At 61.0% G+C, this 18,192-nt stretch carries 14 protein-coding genes; 8 read left to right on the top strand and 6 right to left on the bottom strand.

Features of this window, described 5'->3' with window-relative positions; translation table 11 throughout:
• Window positions 1-1,901 (top strand): hypothetical protein (locus FJ222_08300; protein MBM4164426.1); only part of this gene is annotated, 1,901 nt, incomplete at its 5' end.
• Between the two features lie 105 nt (window positions 1,902-2,006).
• On the opposite strand, the gene FJ222_08295 is transcribed toward FJ222_08300, so the two are convergent.
• Window positions 2,007-2,498, bottom strand: a complete 492-nt coding sequence (locus FJ222_08295; GenBank protein ID MBM4164425.1) for an N-acetyltransferase family protein — start codon at window positions 2,496-2,498, stop codon at window positions 2,007-2,009.
• A gap of 541 nt (window positions 2,499-3,039) precedes the next feature.
• On the opposite strand from FJ222_08295, the gene FJ222_08290 reads away from it, so the two are divergent.
• Together FJ222_08290 and FJ222_08285 are read left to right on the top strand one after the other, a co-directional pair.
• Complete coding sequence (locus tag FJ222_08290) at window positions 3,040-4,371, top strand: PhoH family protein (protein MBM4164424.1); 1,332 nt, start codon at window positions 3,040-3,042, stop codon at window positions 4,369-4,371.
• 179 nt (window positions 4,372-4,550) lie between these two features.
• Window positions 4,551-4,874, top strand: coding sequence for a hypothetical protein (locus FJ222_08285; GenBank protein MBM4164423.1), 324 nt, complete (start codon window positions 4,551-4,553; stop codon window positions 4,872-4,874).
• Window positions 4,875-4,931: 57 nt separating this feature from the next.
• On the opposite strand, the gene FJ222_08280 is transcribed toward FJ222_08285, so the two are convergent.
• Window positions 4,932-6,125, bottom strand: a complete 1,194-nt coding sequence (locus FJ222_08280) for a saccharopine dehydrogenase family protein (GenBank protein ID MBM4164422.1) — start codon at window positions 6,123-6,125, stop codon at window positions 4,932-4,934.
• An 81-nt stretch (window positions 6,126-6,206) separates the two neighbouring features.
• On the opposite strand from FJ222_08280, the gene FJ222_08275 reads away from it, so the two are divergent.
• From FJ222_08275 to FJ222_08265, 3 genes are all read left to right on the top strand, one after another.
• Entirely contained in the window at window positions 6,207-7,829 is a 1,623-nt protein-coding gene (locus FJ222_08275) for a glucose-6-phosphate isomerase (GenBank protein ID MBM4164421.1), read from the top strand.
• 105 nt (window positions 7,830-7,934) lie between these two features.
• The gene (locus FJ222_08270) at window positions 7,935-8,825 is read left to right on the top strand and encodes a hypothetical protein (GenBank protein ID MBM4164420.1); all 891 of its coding nucleotides are present in this window, start codon (window positions 7,935-7,937) and stop codon (window positions 8,823-8,825) included.
• Window positions 8,826-8,982: 157 nt separating this feature from the next.
• A complete protein-coding gene (locus FJ222_08265; protein MBM4164419.1) occupies window positions 8,983-9,882 on the top strand; it encodes a permease in 900 nt (299 codons plus the stop codon).
• A gap of 68 nt (window positions 9,883-9,950) precedes the next feature.
• On the opposite strand, the gene FJ222_08260 is transcribed toward FJ222_08265, so the two are convergent.
• Window positions 9,951-10,808 (bottom strand): GNAT family N-acetyltransferase, encoded by an 858-nt coding sequence (locus FJ222_08260; protein ID MBM4164418.1) that lies wholly within the window; start codon window positions 10,806-10,808, stop codon window positions 9,951-9,953.
• 246 nt (window positions 10,809-11,054) lie between these two features.
• Between FJ222_08260 and FJ222_08255 the strand changes: the two genes are divergently transcribed.
• On the top strand, window positions 11,055-12,065 hold the full coding sequence (locus FJ222_08255) for a hypothetical protein (GenBank protein MBM4164417.1): 1,011 nt from the start codon (window positions 11,055-11,057) through the stop codon (window positions 12,063-12,065).
• Window positions 12,004-13,647: a penicillin-binding protein 2 gene (locus tag FJ222_08250; protein ID MBM4164416.1), complete on the top strand. Its 1,644-nt coding sequence runs from the start codon at window positions 12,004-12,006 to the stop codon at window positions 13,645-13,647. Before FJ222_08255 ends, FJ222_08250 begins: the two co-directional genes overlap by 62 nt.
• Window positions 13,648-13,806: 159 nt before the next feature.
• Here FJ222_08250 and fucI read toward each other — a convergent pair whose 3' ends face one another.
• The 3 genes from fucI to FJ222_08235 form a co-directional block, all read right to left on the bottom strand.
• Window positions 13,807-15,678, bottom strand: a complete 1,872-nt coding sequence (fucI, locus tag FJ222_08245; protein ID MBM4164415.1) for an L-fucose isomerase — start codon at window positions 15,676-15,678, stop codon at window positions 13,807-13,809.
• Between the two features lie 261 nt (window positions 15,679-15,939).
• Complete coding sequence (locus tag FJ222_08240; GenBank protein ID MBM4164414.1) at window positions 15,940-16,734, bottom strand: RNA methyltransferase; 795 nt, start codon at window positions 16,732-16,734, stop codon at window positions 15,940-15,942.
• 99 nt (window positions 16,735-16,833) lie between these two features.
• On the bottom strand, window positions 16,834-17,889 hold the full coding sequence (locus FJ222_08235) for a hypothetical protein (protein ID MBM4164413.1): 1,056 nt from the start codon (window positions 17,887-17,889) through the stop codon (window positions 16,834-16,836).
• Between the last annotated feature and the right edge of the window lie 303 nt (window positions 17,890-18,192).

Raw genomic sequence — 18,192 nt, 5'->3', positions numbered from 1 at the left:
GAACGATGGGTGCGCCAGGCATCAACTCTTCCCGCTGGTTGACCCGGTCCTCGCCGCCCGGCAGACATGCGGTTGGTGAGACGCTTACGATCGAGCGGCCTGCCGACCTTCCTCAGACTGGGACGCTCGTGTTTGACGGCGGAAGCGGTGTGTCGCTGTATGCCGACGGTCGTCTCTATGTCGTTGATCGGCACAGCAACGTTGCCGTATGCGAACTTGACGCCCGCATCAGCCGTAAGGCTAACAAGGGGGCACTCTGGGGCGGAGACAAGGCTCTGGTATTGGAATATGGATCCCAAGGAGTAATGGGCTTCGACATATTCACGGGGCGGCGGGTTGACACACAGAAGATCAACCAGTCGCTGGGGGATCGTTCCGTATATGATCTCTTTTCGACACCGGACGGTGACGTGTGGGTTATGGCGCATGACCGTGCACGTGCCAGTTACGTTCTTTACCGCATACGTCCCGATGGAACCACGGCACTCGTTCCCGATACCGCGGGCATTCCTTGGGACAATCACCAGTTCACCCACTCTCCGCGAAGTGTTCTGATGAGCAAGCCTGGTGCCGTATGGTTCGCTAGTCCTGACATCGGCGTCTTCTGCCTTACGGATGGGAACATCCGCCAGTTTGACCATCGCATCGATGGCAGCCCGGCTTCCTGTGGAGTGCTATTGGAGGGCCGGAATGGCGTTGTCTACGCCGGGAGCGAGAATGGCCTCTATGCGTACAACAATGGCAGGTCTCTGACTGGTGCAGCGCCGACAGAGCCCGCCCCAACGGTCACGCTGCCCGCCTCTGCATGGCGGCACGTCATTGCGTCATCGGATCGGCTTCGCGCGGCATGGTGTGTCAACGACCTGGTTGTATTCGTGTCGCGCCAGGGAAAGACCCTCACGGCGCTGAACGCCGCAGACGGTGGCGTGCGTTTCTCAATTCCCTTGTCGGATGACGATGTCGAGCAGACTTGGATCACTGCGGGTAGCAACAAGAGTGAGATTACGATCTGTCTGAGAGATCGCACCTGCGCTATCGATGCAGCAACAGGGGCCACTCTTCGCAACCTGGAGACCAAGCGGGATCGCCGGCTCGCACCGATCGCCGTGGGCAATGACTACATCCTCGTGAAGCAATACAGGGGAAGCACGGTCTCTCGAGTCAATGCGGCAGGCGAGGACGTCTGGACCCGCCCATTGTCCGGTTACGTCATGACACATCCTTCCGCGTTTGGGCCTGTGCTCCTCGTGCAGACTCGTCAAGGCAGTTACGGCGGTCAGGCGTCGCACGGGATCGACTCTAACAGCGGGGAACTGCTCTGGACCGATATCGTGAATGCCTATGGCGCGGGCACGGCATTCGCAGACGATGCCACGTACTGCGTGGAAAGCGACCGCTACCTGGCCCCCGACACCACGGAGGCATGGCTGATTGCCCGTGACCCGCGTACGGGAGTGCGACGGTGGCATTACCGCAAGCCTGGCACAACCGTTGACCAAGCACCTCTGGTAGACAGGTCCAAGGACCGTGTTTATGGCGCACTCTGTAACGGGACTATCGTGTGTTTGAATGGGGGGACCGGGGAACCTGTCTGGGAGACGTTGCTACCGGAACCGCCGGTATCCGCACCCGCTGCGAGCTATGAGTCATACGTGTCGTGCATGTCGTTGTTCTCAGCAACCGTCGCGATTCTGACCGCGGATCAGATGCTCTATCTCATCAATACCCAAGATGGTTCTTTACTTCACCGTATTGCCCTTACAGAAGACACCATCCAGCATGGAAAGCGGGTTGGTGTGCCGCCGGTAATCGCTGGCCCTTGGCTCGCGGGCAGGCTCCTCATCATTGCCACGGAGCGTGGCATCACGGCCCACAGCCTGGCCAGCCTTGATGCAACATAGGATCATCAGGATCAACCCCAAAAATAGATCAACAGCTTCATCTGCTCTTGCTAACGCCGTCGCTAACCCTCCGAGTTCCCCAGCTGCGGGGCGCAAGGTATCGGTTCAGGGTCCTTCAATCATCAGTTCCCAATATCCTACGTCGATCCACTGGTTGCATTTCCACCCGACTTCTTTGAAGTGAGCGACCTTTCCGAAGCCCATGCTCTCGTGTAGGGCAACGCTTGCCGGGTTGGGCAAAGCAATCCCTGCAACCATGCAGTGCACAGGGCGCGAGCGCAGTTCTGTGATGAGTGCCCTGTACAGCCGTGTGCCGAAACCCCGCCGTGCAAACCCCTCGGCCAGATAGATCGTGCTTTCGGCCGAGTAACGATAGGAACAACGACTTTTCCATCTGCCGGCATACGCATAGCCGATCAGTCGGCCGCCTTCTTCAAGAACCAGCCATGGATAGTCCCCCGTGATGTCACTGATGCGGCGTTGCATGTCGCCAACACTCACGGGTCTTTCCTCAAAGGTGACGATCGTGTTCTCGACGTGGTGATTGTAGATGTCGCAAATCGACTTGGCGTCATCCCTCGTGACCGGACGAATCATGTGTGTTCCCCTTCGCTAACATGTTATTGATCGTCACACAAAAGCGTACACATGTATTGCCATGCATATAAAGCATCTACAGACGCATACTCCCGCCGGGTTCCAAATCCGCCGGGCACCGTGTCTGCAACCATTCTGGCCGTCAGGCAACGCCAAGAGTGAACCACATCCCATCACCCTGCACAAGCACGAAAACGGCCCGCTCTCCAGCCTGCAACCTTCAGGCATCCCGATTCCTACCGCGCGGTGTATGGTGTGGATATCGGCATCCAAATCGAAATCGGGATCGACGATAAAGGCGGAAATTCGACCCCGATACCGATAGCGATTTCGACCGGCAGGATGCAATCAAAATTAGAATTGCTGGGCGGGGTTCGGCGATTTTTGATAGTTTCACCGGTTTCTGGCATACTCAACGCCGTGAACTTGCTTTTTTCAGTTTCGTCAGGTCGTTTGGCATCGATTTCGGGGGTCGCACGCCGACACCCGCCCACAAGCGGTTTCCTGTCAATGGGCTTGTATCACGTCAAAAGGAATACCCGTGTCGGCATCTAAAAAGAAATTATTTGTTCTCGATACCAACGTGGCGCTTCACGACAGCTCCTGCATTTATCAGTTCGAGGAGCACGACATAGCCATCCCCATCACGGTGCTGGAGGAACTCGATCACTTTAAAAAAGGCAATACGGAACTCAGCTTCCACGCCCGGGAGTTTGGTCGGGCTCTGGATGCCCTTGCAGGAGACAAGCTGTTTGACTCAGGGGTTAAAATTGGGGAGGCTCAGGGAACTATTGTCGTTAAACTTGAGCGTAGTTTTCATCCGGATCTAGCGTTTAATTTCTCTTCCGACAAGGCCGATCACCGCATTCTGAACACCGCTTACTTTTTGTCAAAAGAGAACCCCTCACGCCCAGTCATTCTGGTTTCGAAAGACGTCAACCTTCGAATGAAGGCCAAATCGGTCGGGCTGACGGCCCAGGACTACCGCAACGATCATGTCAAGGACATCGGGTCGCTCTATTGCGGATTTCATCGTGAGGAGCACCTGCCCGATACCGCTATCACACCCCTTTATGTTGACCCCTACGAGATTAACGCCGAGTCCATACCCTTTGAGCGCGCCCCTCAGCCCAACGAATACCTGATTCTGCGAAATTCCCAGCGCTCGGCGCTGGGGGTTTACCAGGCACAAACGGGTAAAGTCCGCCGCGTCGATAAAACCCCCTGCTATGGAATCGTTCCTCGAAACGCCGAGCAGACTTTTGCGCTGGATGCGCTGCTCAATCCCGATATTAAGCTGGTCAGCATCTCGGGCAAGGCCGGAACGGGCAAAACGCTTCTTGCCCTTGCCGCAGGCCTCGAAATCAAGAAAAATTACCGGCAAATTTTCATGGCCCGCCCCGTCGTGCCGCTGAGCAACAAGGACATCGGGTTCCTTCCCGGAGACATCCAGTCCAAGCTCGATCCGTATATGCAGCCGCTTTTTGACAACCTGGGCGTCATCCAAAACCAGTTTGCAGAATCGACAACCCGGCACAAAAAGATCAAAGAGTTGCTCGTTGATGAGAAACTGATGATTTCTCCCCTCGCCTATATTCGGGGCAGAAGCCTGGTGAGTGTCTATTTTATTGTGGATGAAGCGCAGAACCTGACCCCGCATGAAATCAAGACCATCATTACTCGGGCGGGGGAAGGGACTAAAATGGTCTTTACGGGGGATATCAATCAGATCGATCACCCCTACCTCGACATACACTCAAATGGGCTGAGCAATCTGATCGATAAGATGAAAGGGCAAAGCCTGTACGCGCATATTACGCTTGAAAAAGGTGAACGATCCGAACTCTCAGAGCTTGCCAGCAACTTGCTATGAAAAAACGCCGCTCCTTTGGCGCATTTAGTTTGTCAATCGACCGGTTGGTGAGACGCTTACGATTTAACAGAGGTGTGCTAGACACGTTCACTGAAACGTGCGATACTCGTGCTGTTCGTTTTGGTGTGGCATGTCGCTGCGCAGAAAATGAATGAAGAGCCTCATAAGGAGAGACGGTTATGAAAAAGTGGGCAGTTGTCGGTTGTGCGGCGGTCGCATTGTCCGTGTTGGGCACGGGTTGCGTCATGCCGATGCGCGGTACGGTCATGGCCCCGATCATGCTGGATCATGTGGCGTCAGATCCGGGTGTTGATAACGCAGTACGTCCCACCAAGCGTGGCGATTCGAAGGCGTCGGCCATCCTATTCTTTGGAACTGGCGATGCGTCCATCCAGACGGCTATGAAGGCCGGCGGCATCACCAAGGTGCATCACGTGGATTACAACGTGAAGAACGTACTGTTCATCTTCAGCGAAGTGATCACGACCGTCTACGGAGAGTAAGATCTCCGTTCGTGGAATAAAAAGAAGGGGAGGCCATGCCGCCCCTTCTTTTTGCTTTCAGCCCGTGAAGACGGCGTGTTCAATCACCTTCCAGGGCAGGCCATGGGTGTTGAGGGCGGCCATGAAGGGATCGGGGTCGAACTGCTCCATATTGAACACGCCCTTGCCCGACCACACGCCGGTGAGCATCATCTTGGCGCCGATCATCGCTGGCACGCCGGTAGTGTAGGAGATGGCTTGCGAGCAGACCTCCCGATAGCAGGCCTCGTGGTCACAGATGTTGTAGACGAAGACCGTCTTGGGCCGGCCGTCTTTCGTGCCGCGCACCTGGCAGCCGATGCAAGTCTTGCCGCGGGTCAGCGGGCCAAGCGACGCGGGGTCGGGCAGAAGCGCCTTCAGGAACTGGAGCGGCACGATCTGCTGCCCGTTGAAGGTCACCGGGTCGATGCGGGTCATGCCGACGTTTTTCAGAACCTCCAAGTGCTTGAGGTAATTCTCCGAGAAGCTCATCCAGAACCGCGCGCGCTTCAGGCCGGGGATGTGGCGCGCGAGCGACTCCAGTTCCTCGTGATACATGAGGTAGACGTTCAGCGACCCGAGAGCTTCGGGCATGGTGAAGGGCTGCTTCTGGGCGAGCGGATCGGTCTCGACCCATCGGCCGTCGTGATAATAGCGTCCCTTGGCCGAGACTTCGCGGATGTTGATCTCGGGGTTGAAATTGGTGGCAAAGGGCTGGCCGTGGCTGCCGGCGTTGCAGTCAATGATGTCGATCTCAGCGGCCGTGTCCAAGTGGTGCTTGAGGATGTGGGTACAGAAGACCGAGGTCACTCCGGGGTCGAAGCCCGAGCCGAGCAGGGCCATGAGGCCGGCCTTGGCAAACCGCTCCTGGTAATCCCATTGCCAGCGGTACTCGAACTTGGCGACATCCGGCGGCTCGTAATTGGCGGTGTCGAGGTAGTTGACGCCCGCTTCGAGGCAGGCGTCCATGATGTGAAGGTCCTGGTAGGGGAGGGCGACGTTGATGACGAGGTCGGGCTTGGCGTCACGCAACAGAGCGACGGTCTGCGGAACGTTATCGGCGTCCACCTGGGCCGTGCGGACCTTGACGGGAAGCTGGCGCGCGATGGCATCGCACTTGGATCTGGTTCGCGAGGCGAGCGTGATCTCGCCGAACACTTCCGGGACCTGCGTGCATTTGTGGGCGACGACCGCGCCGACTCCGCCGGCGCCGATGATCAAGACCTTGGGCATGGATTATCCTTTCGCTCTGCTTAAATGCGGGTTATCATACCAACTTTTCACCCATCCTGCATCCGAAACGATTTTAAAAAAATGAGGCCTATCATGAACACAGCGGCGTGGCAATGCGTGGAGAAGGAAATCACGGCGACGCGAAACCGCCATCTGCGTGATTTTTTTCAGGACGATCCCACCCGGGCCGACCGGTTTACGCTCAGCGCGGCGGGCTGGACGCTCGACTATTCCAAGAACCGGGTGACGCCAGCGCTGATGCACATGCTGTTCGCGCTGGCCGGGGAGTCGGGTTTGCGGGAGGCGATCGAGGCGATGTTCTCCGGCCGGGCGATCAACGAAACCGAGAACCGGGCGGTGTTGCACACGGCACTGCGCAACCGTTCGGGGGCCCCGGTTCGGGTCAACGGCTCGGACGTGATGCCGCAAGTGAACGCGGTGCTGGACCAGATGTCGGCCTTCTGCGACGCCGTGCGCAGCGGCAAATGGCGCGGGCACACGGGCAAGACGATCCGCAACATCGTCAACATCGGCATCGGCGGTTCGGACCTGGGCCCGGCCATGGCCTGCGAGGCGCTCAAGCCTTTCAGCAAGCGGACGTTGAAACTGTTTTTTGTCTCCAACGTGGACGGCACTCACCTGGCGGAGACGTTGCGCCAGGTCAAGGCGGACCAGACCCTCTTCATCGTGGCATCCAAGACCTTTACCACGCAGGAGACGATGACCAACGCCCTGTCCGCGCGGGAGTGGCTGGTGGAGCAAGTGGGGAGCTCGGCGGCCGTTGCCAGGCACTTTGTTGCGGTCTCGACCAACACCGCGAACGTCACGGCCTTCGGCATCGATCCTGCCAACATGTTCGGATTTTGGGATTGGGTCGGCGGGCGCTATTCGCTGACTTCGGCGATAGGCCTGCCCCTGATGCTGGCGATCGGCCCAAAGCTGTTCCTGAGGATGCTCCGCGGCTATCACGCGATGGACAAGCACTTCCACACGGCACCGCTCAATCGCAACCTGCCGGTGATCCTGGGGGTTTTGGGGGTGCTCTACAACAACGGCTATGGGGCGGAGACTCACGCGGTGCTTCCGTATGACCAGTATCTGGCGCGGCTGCCGGCGTATCTGCAGCAGCTCGACATGGAGAGCAATGGCAAGTCGGTTGATCGTCAGGGCCGCCGGGTGGCTTACAGCACCGGGCCGGTCATCTGGGGTGAGCCGGGAACCAACGGGCAGCATGCGTTTTACCAGCTCATCCATCAGGGAACCAAGCTGATTCCCGCCGATTTCATCGGCTTCTGCAAGTCGCACCATGCGCTCGGCGACCACCACGACAAGCTGATGGCCAATTTCTTCGCCCAGACCGAGGCGCTTGCGTTTGGCAAGACGGCCGAGGCTTGCCGAGCCGAGGGAGTGCCCGAAACGCTGATCCCGCACAAGACCTTTGAGGGCAACAAGCCGACCAACTCTCTGCTGGCGGACAAGCTGACCCCCGAAACCTTCGGCGCGCTGATCGCCCTGTATGAGCATAAGGTGTTTACGCAGGGAATTATCTGGAACATCTTCTCCTTCGACCAATGGGGCGTCGAGCTGGGCAAGGCGCTCGCCGGCCGCATCCTGCCCGAGCTGACCGCCGCCGATGACGCGGCGCTGGCCCATGACGCCTCGACCAACGCCCTCATCCGCCGCTATCGCGCGGCGCGCGGGTAGGTGGTGGGGAGGAAGGTCGTTTACGTGCGTTTTTCTTAATGGTGATGACGGTAGGTCCGTTGGATGTTGGGTTGGCATCAGTCGTATACGAAGGGAGCAGGTCAAATGGAAACGGTGACATATAACGGGTGGGCGTGTTTGCGTCTGGCGAATCGCGAGGTTGAGTTGTTGATCACACGTGATGTGGGGCCGCGGGTGATCCGCTTGGGATACCTCGGCGGCAAGAATCTCTTTCGCGAAATGCCGGGACAGCAGGGGATGTCCGGTGAGGCGGAGTGGCAGATCCGCGGCGGGCATCGGTTCTGGATCGCCCCCGAAGCCAAACCCTGGAGCTATGAGCTGGACAACGAGTCCTATGCGTCGGCCGAAAAGATCGCAGGCGGTGTGCGGGTACGTCAGGCGGCGGGGCCTATCACCGGGATTGTCAAGCAGATGGATATCACACTGGCATCGGACAGTAACACCGTGACCGTCGTTCACACGCTCATCAATGCGGGCAACGAGGCGGTCGAATGCGCGCCGTGGGCGCTCTCGGTGATGAACGTGAAGGGGCAAGCGGTCATTCCACTGCCGTCCAAGATTGCACATACCGCACGGCTTACCCACAATCAGACCTGGAGCCTCTGGGGCTACACGAATCTGGCTGATCCGCGCTGGACCATCGGCAACCGCTACCTGTTCTTCCGCCAAGATCCGGCTTGCGAAGCGAACAAGCTCGGCATCGCTCATCGCGAAAAGTGGGTCGCTTACCAGCTCGACGGCTTCCTGTTCGTCAAGTACTTCGAGCATAGCGACGGACAGAAGTACCCCGATGACGGCTGCAGCTTCGAGACTTTTTCCAATGAGGACATTCTCGAACTGGAGAGCCTCGGCCCGTTGGTTGTGCTCAAGCCGGGCGGTTCCACGCGGCATATCGAGACGTGGAAGCTCTTCAAAGACGTCCCGCTCTGCAAGACCGAGGCCGATGCCGACACGTTCATCCGGCCGCTGGTCTGATGAACCCCAATCCGGCAGATGCCCCTCCATTTCCAAGCCCGCCAGCCAGTAGCCGGTGTGCAGCGATCGGCTGGAGGGCCACTTTGCGCCTGTCCCCCGGGTGCTCGCCCCGTTTTCTCATGTCCATCATTTTCTCCAGTTCTCCTACGGACGGGTTATGTGGATTTATCTTGGACTGATCTCGGCGGTGCTGCTCGGGCTTTATGACGTCTGCAAAAAGCATGCGTTGAATCATAACGCCGTGCTGCCGGTGCTGTTCTTGTCTACCGTCGCGGGGTTTCTGCCGATGCCGTTCATGTTGGCCGCCTCGCGGCTGGCGCCGGACTGGATGCTGGGCATCAACTGCTATGTGCCGGTCGCCACGCGGTCTGAGCATCTGCACATTCTGATCAAGGCGGTGATCGTGTGCGTTTCGTGGGTGCTGGCTTACTTTGCTATGAAGCATCTGCCGATCTCGCTTTTTTCGCCGATTCGCGCTTCAGGCCCGGCCTGGACACTGCTCGGCGCGGTTTTGTTTTTCCAGGAACGTCCGCTACCGATGCAATGGGCCGGAATGGCGGTGGTTTTCTGCGCCTACTATGCCTTCTCGGTGATCGGACAGAAGGAGGGGGTGGTTTTCCATCGCAGCCGCTGGATACTCTACATCTTCCTGGCCACGCTGATCGGCAGCATCAGCACACTGTATGACAAATATCTCATCCAGCAACTCGGCTACACCCCGATGTTGGTTCAGTTCTGGTTCTCCTTTTACAATGTGGCGCTGCTCGGCGCGTTCACCGCCTGTGTCTGGTGGCCGAAGCGCGGGAAGTACACGCTCTTTCACTGGCGCTGGAGCATTCCGGCCATCGGGTTGCTGCTGCTAGCCGCCGATTTCGTCTACTTCAACGCTGTTAAAAACCCGGACGCGCTGATTGTTATTCTCTCCCTGCTGCGGCGCAGCAGCGTGGTGGTGTCTTTCGGTTTTGGGACCTTCCTTTTCGGCGATGTCAACCGGCAGGGAAAGACCTGGGCGCTGGCCGGAGTGCTGGCCGGGGTGATCCTGATTGTGCTGGCATGAGATCCGTATTTTATCCATCATGCGGCAAGAAATCGCTTGTTTGCAAACAGAAAGACAACACGTCCTCGTCAGCCCATTCCCAAACCGGTGGCGGCGAAGACAGAGGGGCCGGCGAGCATGGCGCGGGGTTCTGGGCGGAACATGCGGATGTTTCGCCTGCGCATGAGAAACCCGCGTTCGGCCAACCACGCGCTGAACGGTGCGTGGTCTGGGATGGCCAGTCCGACGGCTTTTGCGCCATCGAGACGCGCCCGGTCGGCGGCGAGCGCGGATACAATCAAGCCCGCGTGCCGGGCATCGCGAGCCACGACTGGGCCGATGGTGCCCGTCAGCCGTCCGGGACGGGAAAACCCGAACGCACAGGTTCTCCCCGCCTCCACAATCACTCGCGCCGAGGCGTCCGGTTCGCTGGCAAGCGCCCGGAGTTGTCGCTCGCGCGGCACCAAAACGCACGCTTCATCCAAGGCCAGCAGGCTTGCCCAATCGATCTCCTGCAGGGGTCGGGCGGCCTCATGCGGGTCTGCGACGCGGTCTGTCGGACCGGTCCAGAGTTCGATGCCCTGTCCGGTCATCTGAAATCCGTACTGGAGATAAATCGGCCGGCCGGCGTCCGATGAATCGAGACCGAGACAGGTGACCCCCTGTCTTTGGGCGGTTGCCAGCATCGCCTCGAACATCCGCTTGCCATAGCCCTTGCCGCGCAGGGACTGATCCACGAGAAACGTGCCAACCCATCCGATCGATCCGAACCGCGTGAGTGTGCAGGTTGCCTTCACGGTGCCGTCTTCAAAGCCGCCCAGACAGGCATCCGGATTGAGCGTCAGCGTGCGCGCCCAATCCGAAGCCAGATGATTCCAATTGACCTGTTCGCACAGATGCAGCGCCGCGGGAATATCCGCGTAGCCCAATGTCTTGATCTCCAACATGCGTGTCTCCGTTTCCCGGCACGTGCGCCCGCCACCGTGAACCGGACGGACGCAAGCGACCCACCACGGACGGATCTTAGCACAGGCGTCGTAAAAAGGGTGACTGAAAAATGAAAGATGAAAATAAATTGAGCGCGACGCGACCGCAACGTATTTGCTATCATCATAGCCATTCCCAGTTTCTTGTTGTGGCTTTATTCATTGCTGCGGGCATTTGCCTGATGGCAGGCAGAAAGGAACACCATCGTGCTCAAACTCTTGCACATCGCCGCTGGCGCGCCGCATGGCGAAATATGGACCGGCGTGTTCCGGGACGCTCTGGCGAACGTCGGCGATCTGACGATTATTGAGAACGGCGCCACGCTGGAAGAGGCGAAGCGGCTGGCCCTGATTCAGGGCGCGGAGGTCCTTCTGCTGGGCTGGGGATCGGCGCCGGTTCCGGCAGCCATTGTCCATGAGCCCGGCGCGTTGCGTTACATCTGCAACATCACGGGCGAGATGAAGCAATGGGTGACACCCGAAATCGTGGACTCGGGAGTACCCGTGACCAACTGGGGAGACGCACTCGCGCCGGCCGTGGCCGAGGGCGCCATGGCGCTGCTGCTGGCGGTGCTCAAGGATCTGCACCAGCAGGTCCAGTTGATTCGCAACGACGGATGGTACCTCAACACAACCTGCACGGGCGGATCGCTGGAGGGACTGAATGTGGGGGTCTATGGGTGCGGGGCCATCGGACGGTTTTTCATCGAGCTTATCCGCCCCTTCCGCCCGGTGTTGCGCGTCTTCGATCCTTATGCGACGGAGATCCCGGCCGGGTGTGAACGTGTGGCGAGCCTGGAGGCGCTATTCAGCGCATCAGAGGCGATTGTGATTCATGCGGGCTTGAACCCCGAGACGCGACATAGCGTTACAGCGGAGCTATTGAGCCGGTTGCCGGTCCACGGCGTGGTGATCAACACGGCCCGCGGCGCGATCATTGATCAGGAGGCACTCTTTGCGGAACTGGCCAGCGGCCGTCTCCGAGCCGGGCTGGACGTGCTCGAGCCCGACTCGCTGCCGGCGGGACATCCGGCCCGGAGCTGGCAGAACTGCATTCTGACGGCCCATCACGTCAACCGGAATTGGCCGACGGACGGCAAACCGCCGACGCGGCTGGACGCCATGCACCGCGTCTGCCTCGATAATCTGCGCCGTTATGTGGCGGGCGAGCCACTGCGGTTCGTCATCGACCCCATTGTGTTCCGGCGCCAGACATGACATGCTCGACACGGTCATAAAGCTGCTGAATGGCGAGTCTGGCGCGTCGATGGTCCGCGTTTCGCGCGTGGCGTTTTTTGTGCTGCTCGCGTTGTGTTGCGCGGCTTTCATGTTGGGATCGCAGCCGGCGGCCCGCAGTTGGCGAGCCTTCTTCGTGCTCAATATGATGATCGTGACAGCGCTGTTGGGGGTGCTGGGGTATCAAGCGGGCTGGCAGATCGCGGGGTTCCGCAAACCCGAGTTCGTCTTATTCATGCGGCGCTACAATCAGCGTCCCGATGCAGCAGGCAGGCAGGTGAAGCGGGGGACGATCTACGACTGCACCGGCGTCAAGCTGGCCGAGTCGGGCGTAGGCGATGCGTGGGGGAGGCGCTATCCACTGGGAGCCGCAGCCGCGCACGTGGTCGGCTACTACCATCCGCGTTACGGCATCGCCGGTCTCGAGCGTGCGGCTGATCCACAGCTCGCGGGTTACGGGATCGCAACCCGTCGCGAGCGCGAACGATTCGGCCGCAACCTGCTCGACCGCCAGCAGGCCGCTGGGGTTTATCTGGCGCTGACCCTCGACGCACGGCTGCAGCAAAAGGCGTTTGATCTATTGGCGGGGCGGCGCGGCGCGGTGGTGATCTTGCGGCCGTATGATGGCGCGCTTTTGGCGCTGGTCAGTTCGCCCGCATTCGATCCCCGGAATCCAGTCCCGGTGGCGCGGGATGCCGAGGCGGCGCCGATGCTCAACCGGGCGTTGCACGGACGCTACCCGCCCGGATCGACCTTCAAGGTGCTGGTTGCGGCGATGGCGGCGGCGCAGAAAATGGCGCCGGTGTTCAACTGCCCGGGCACCGGCTTCGCGGCCTCGCCGCGCGTCCAGCCGATTCGCGACAGCTCCTATTGGGCGTATGAACGGCAGGGGAGGGTCTGGCCGGGATATGGCCGGATTGGCCTGCGCGACGGGTTCGTCCGCTCGTCCAACGTCTATTTCGCCCAACTTGGCCTGGCGTGTGGCGCCGAGCGGTTTAACACCGTCGCCGAGGCGGCGCACATCAACGAACGGGTGACGGTGTTTGCGGGAGCGGATGGCGGCCTCCGGTCATTCGAGGGACATCTGCCGCCCGTGTCGCAGCAGGACCGGGCAGCGGTGGCTCAACTGGCGATCGGCCAGGGACCGCTGCTCGTGACGCCGCTGCACGTGGCGATGTTCACCAGCGCGATTGCGGCGGACGGTGTGTTGTGGCAGCCCCGGTTGGACGCCCTGGAAGTGCCGCGGCGGATGAATCGCATCACCACGCCGGCGGCTGCGGCGACGGTGGCGGCGTTGATGCGCGAGTCAGTGGTGTCGGGCACCGGTCGCGACGCCGACATTCCGGGTTTGGCGGTATGCGGCAAGACGGGAACTGCCGAGGCGACCGGCGGCGGCGACCATGCGTGGTTCACCTGCTTCGCGCCCCAGGCCCAGGCTAGGCTGGTGGTGACGGTGATCATCGAGCGGGGCGGTTTTGGCGCCGAAACGGCGCTGCCGGTGGCCCGTAGCCTGCTCCAGGAGGCGGTCCGCATCGGTTTGTTCAGCCCGGACGGCAGGCCCTGAAGTCGGCTGTCTCTGGATAACCTGTTTTGCAGGGAGAACCCTTGCACGCGGGCCCATGCCCCCATAAACAGGGACTTGCACAAACAGGCCTACGAGCGCGAGCCACGCCACCACGACCGTGCGTTTCCCCGCGACCCGGGAAAACGCACGTGCCTCAGATCAGCCGTAGACCGGGCCGAGGAACTGGCAGGCGCGGAAGTCGTCACCGCCGAAACGATCCCACAGGGTCGGGCGGAACACATCGGCTGGCCCGACGTTGTGCATATCGACCGGAATGCGGAGCATCGCGTTGAAGGTGAGGAAGTCGGCGCCGATCAGGCCGAAGGAGTTGGCGTCGTGGTTGGGGCCGATGCGGGTCATGTACTCGAACGAGGTCATGCCGCGCGGCGTCCAGTAAGTCTCGGGCCAGGTGGCGTCGGTGACCCGGGAGATGTGATCGGCGGCCTTCCGGGGCAGTTCGACCGTGTCTCCCTCGATAACCGAGCAGGTGAGCCGGTCGCCCACGACGTTGTAGCGGTAGGCGGTGAGCGGGATGCCGCCGGGCGAGCGATAGTGCGAGGAAAGGCCGTCGCCGGGGAAGTAGGTGAGGCTGGCGCCCATGTAGCGCGTCCCCTTGATGGCTGCGGCGATCAGCTTCTTCTGCGCCTGCGGGTCGTTGCGGATGGCGTCCAGCACCTGCTGCACCGTCAGCTTCGAGCCGCCCTTGACCAGCGTGAAGATGTCGAGCGCGTAGTCCAGCGCGCCCGCGCCGGAGTTGCGCTTGTCGATGATGCCGTTCGGGCAGATCTGCTTCACGTCCACGCCGGTCGCCTGTTTGATCGAGGCGGGTGTCCAGTTGGTGCGGATGTCGGCGAAGAGCTGCGCGGCGCCGCCCGAGAGGAGGTTGCCGATGAGCATCCCGATGCCGTTCTTGGAGTCGTTCTCGGTTGCGACGATCAGAGGCGCGCGGAAGCCGTTCCAGTCAAACGACGAGTTCAGGATCGACTCGGTCAGGTCGAAGTTCGGGTAGAAGTCGGTCCACTGCCGCTGGCCCTGCGTGCCCGAGGCGATGGCGTTGTAGCCCTGCGCGTACTCGACGTTGGCCGTGAATCCCTGCTTGCGGCCGACCGCGGGATCGGCGAGGCGGGGATTGCCGATCATCAGGTCGCGCACGATCAGGGCGATCCTGACATTCTCCATGAGCAACTCGTCGGGCGGCAGGGGGCGCTTCCCGGAACCGAAATCGAAGGCAAAGGATTTCTTGAAGAAGGCGAAGGCCTGCGCGGCCTCCTCGTGGTCGTAGAACCCCAGCGCGAGACGGCCGCGGATGCCGGCCATGTCGAAATTGCAGGTGCCCATGCCGAGGTAGTCGAGCATGGTGTTGCGGCGGGAGTCGGAGCCGATGATGCCCATCGAGACCGAGCCGATGTTGAGGTAGTTCTTGCCGCGGATCATGGCGGCGGCCGCGGCGCAGCGGGCGAAGCGGAGGATGCGCTCGCTGACGTAGGCGCTGCAGGGCTGGGTCTCGTCCTCGAGATCGGGGGAGTAGATGGCGAAGATCGGGCGCTTCTTTTCATCCATCGCCGCCGTGAAGGCCTTGAGCCACACGGCGCCGGGGCGGTCCGTCTGGTTGAGCCCGTAGGCGGCCTGCTGCCACTCCGATGAACCGATCCCCTGGCAGGCCGACATCAGTTCGTCGGAATACGCCCAGGAGCGGGAGACCCAGATGTTGGCGCTAACGCCCTGCGCGGTGTAATAGGCCTGGGCGCGGGCGCCGGAGCGCGGGCCGTAGACGATCTCGGGCGCCACGACGACCCGGACCGGCGTGCCGTCGGGCAGTTTCACGTTGCGGGTGATCAGGTCGTAGAGCTTCTCGGTCAGCTTCCAGGTGCGCGCTTGATTATCTTCGTACGCGCCCATGCGGCCGTCGGCGACGGGCGTCAGGGCGATCGTCGGAACCGGGCCGATCAGCGCGCAGCCGGCATCCTCAAACGTCCGGGGCTCGGACGCCAGCTTTTCAAAGTCAGGGCGGCAGGAACAGCAGCAATTCATGGTGCACTCCTCGGGATTGGGACACGCTCAGGCGCAAGAAAGATACAAAACACGTTGGCAATATTAACTGAGGCGGTGCCGACATGCAAGCGTGGAAACGGCGGATGCGGCTACGGCGGGCGCATCCCCGTTTCGTTGACTTTACGCGTTCTTGATGGGAGCGCGGGCGTCCCGCCCGCTTGGGGAAGCACGCGTAACGGCCAACGGTGCGGGCGAGACGCCCGCGCTCCCATGAAAGCACCGAAACGGGGATGCGCCCGGCTACGGCTCCGGTTTCGGTTTGCTGTTTGCGCGGGCGGCCCAGCCGGCCTGCCGGGCGACGCCCATGAGAATGTTCACGTCGTCGGTGGTGAGGGCGCCGCGGGAGAAGATGCGTTGAACGCCCTGCATCATGTGGTCGGCCTTCTCCGGGGTCATGAAGCCGATCAGCAGCAGCATCTCGCGCCAGAGTTCGAGGAGCCTCAGCCGGTGTGCGGCCGGGGCGGGCGGCGCCTTTTCGCACGGCGGCTCGTATGAGCCGCTGGCGAGAAACAGCTCGTAAGCGCAGAGGAGGGCTGCCTGCCCGAGGTTGATCGAGGTGTAGTCCGTTCCCGTCGGGATGCGGAGCAGATGGGTGCAGCGCGCAATCTCGTCGTTGAGCAGCCCCTTGTCTTCCCGTCCGAAGACCAGCGCGACCGGACCGCCGCCGGCCAGCGCGAGCAGTCCCGGCGCGGCCTCGCGCGGGGTGCGGACATGCTGGCGGTACAGGCCGAGCCGGGCGGTGGTGCCAACCACGGCCGCGCAATCGGCGACCGACTCGTCAAAGGTCGCCACGGTGCGGCGCCCCTCCAGGACCGAGGCCCCGTGGACGGCGAACTTGGACGCCTCGGCCCAACCGTCGGCGCAAACCGGGCTGACCAGCACCAGGTCCGTGAGACCAAAGTTAGCCATGGCGCGGCAGACCGAGCCAATGTTGCCGCTATAGAGCGTGCCGATCAGCACGATTCGGATGTTGGAGATCATAGGCAAAAGACTCGGTATCTTTCCAATCACGAAGCGTTGGGTAGAAGGCCTCAACCAGACTCTGACAGCCTCTACGAATGGGGCGCTATTTTAGCGGGGACGTTGTGAATGTCAACCCGCGCTCAGGCACATCCTCGCAACCGTCCTCAGCCGTCACAGGCTTTTTGCGGAGAAGTTGCGGATCCAGATCATACAATCGTGTCCTCCGCTCATTCCAACGCCGCCATGGTCCAGCGTCTTCCCGCCGATGCTGTCGCGCATCTTCTCGTCCCGCACGTCCACGATCATGTTGCTGTCAACCCAAATCTGGATGCGCGTTCCGGACACCTCGATCCGAATCCTGTTGCCGTTTTGCGGGTCCAGCGCCAGGCCCCGCCCTTCTGCCAGTTTGCGCTGCCCGTCATTTTGCAGATTCCCATAGCCGTTGGGCACGCGGCAATACTGATTGTAGGAGCATTCGAGACTCCAGGTGCCGTCGCTGGCGAAGCCAAGGCTGTACCCGCTCCAGCCGCATTCGTTCCAGCTTTCCTTCGCGTCGGCAACGTGGAACGCGATGCTGCCACCACGGTAGTCCAGCGGCAACCCGTGGGGATTCAGCGCGGGATCGACACCCCGCATGCAGAAGTCAAATTCCACGCTGTAATCTTTCCAGTCCGCAGTGCCGATGTTAGTCATGAATCCGGGACCACGTCCGTTGCTGCCGTGCCCATAGCTGAACCCCGGTCGAACCTTGGGCAGCGAGACGAGTCTGTCGCCCTGCACCTCGAACAGGGTTCGCCACGGCATCCAATTGACACCACCGAAAGCCAATGGGCCTTCACCCGCCGGCAGCACACCACCAGTGGACAGGATGTGAAGCTTCCGGACATGCTCGATGCCGACCGACACCCGGCCAAACACGGTATCGAGCTGCATCGGCCCGAGACCGATCACGCCCTTCAGCGCGTCGCCATTCTGAAAGGCAAAGGCGGCAGTTTCGTGGTCATCGCCCATCGTGATGGTCCGAATCTGCTTCAACGGGACGTTCATCTTGGCGTACGACGTTTGCACGGGCACCATTTCGATGCCGGGTGCGCCGATGACGCGGGAGCCATCCGCAAGCTCCAGAACGACCGTCAGTGTTGCATTGGACTGGGGATCGGATCCCCAAGCCCGATGAGTGATGGTCATAAAGACCGATGCGGCGAGAAGAAGTCGTGTGAGTTTCATTTTGTTCTCCTTTAGTTCGGCGATTTCGATAGTCCAGTGGCTTGCACACTCACTCTGGGCGTGTCGCGGGCTTGAGCCCGGCTTCAAGCTGCGCGGGCGTCAGGGGCCGGACACTGCCGTCGCAAAAGGCGGCGCAGGGAGGGGACTGCTGCGCGTCTGTGGCGGAGGGGCCGTAATAAGCCAGCACGGTTTCGTTGGGATTCTTGATCGAATCCAGCTTCTGCCCGACGATGGCCGGATTCAGCCGGATGGACGATCCGCTTCGGGGATCGCGCCAGGCGCTGTCGGGTGCTTTGAGATAGG

The sequence above is a fragment of the Lentisphaerota bacterium genome, from assembly GCA_016873675.1.
GTDB lineage: Bacteria > Verrucomicrobiota > Kiritimatiellia > RFP12 > JAAYNR01 > VGWG01.
The sequence above is the reverse complement of the archived record's forward strand: the minus strand, read 5'-3'. Positions and strand labels throughout refer to the sequence as shown.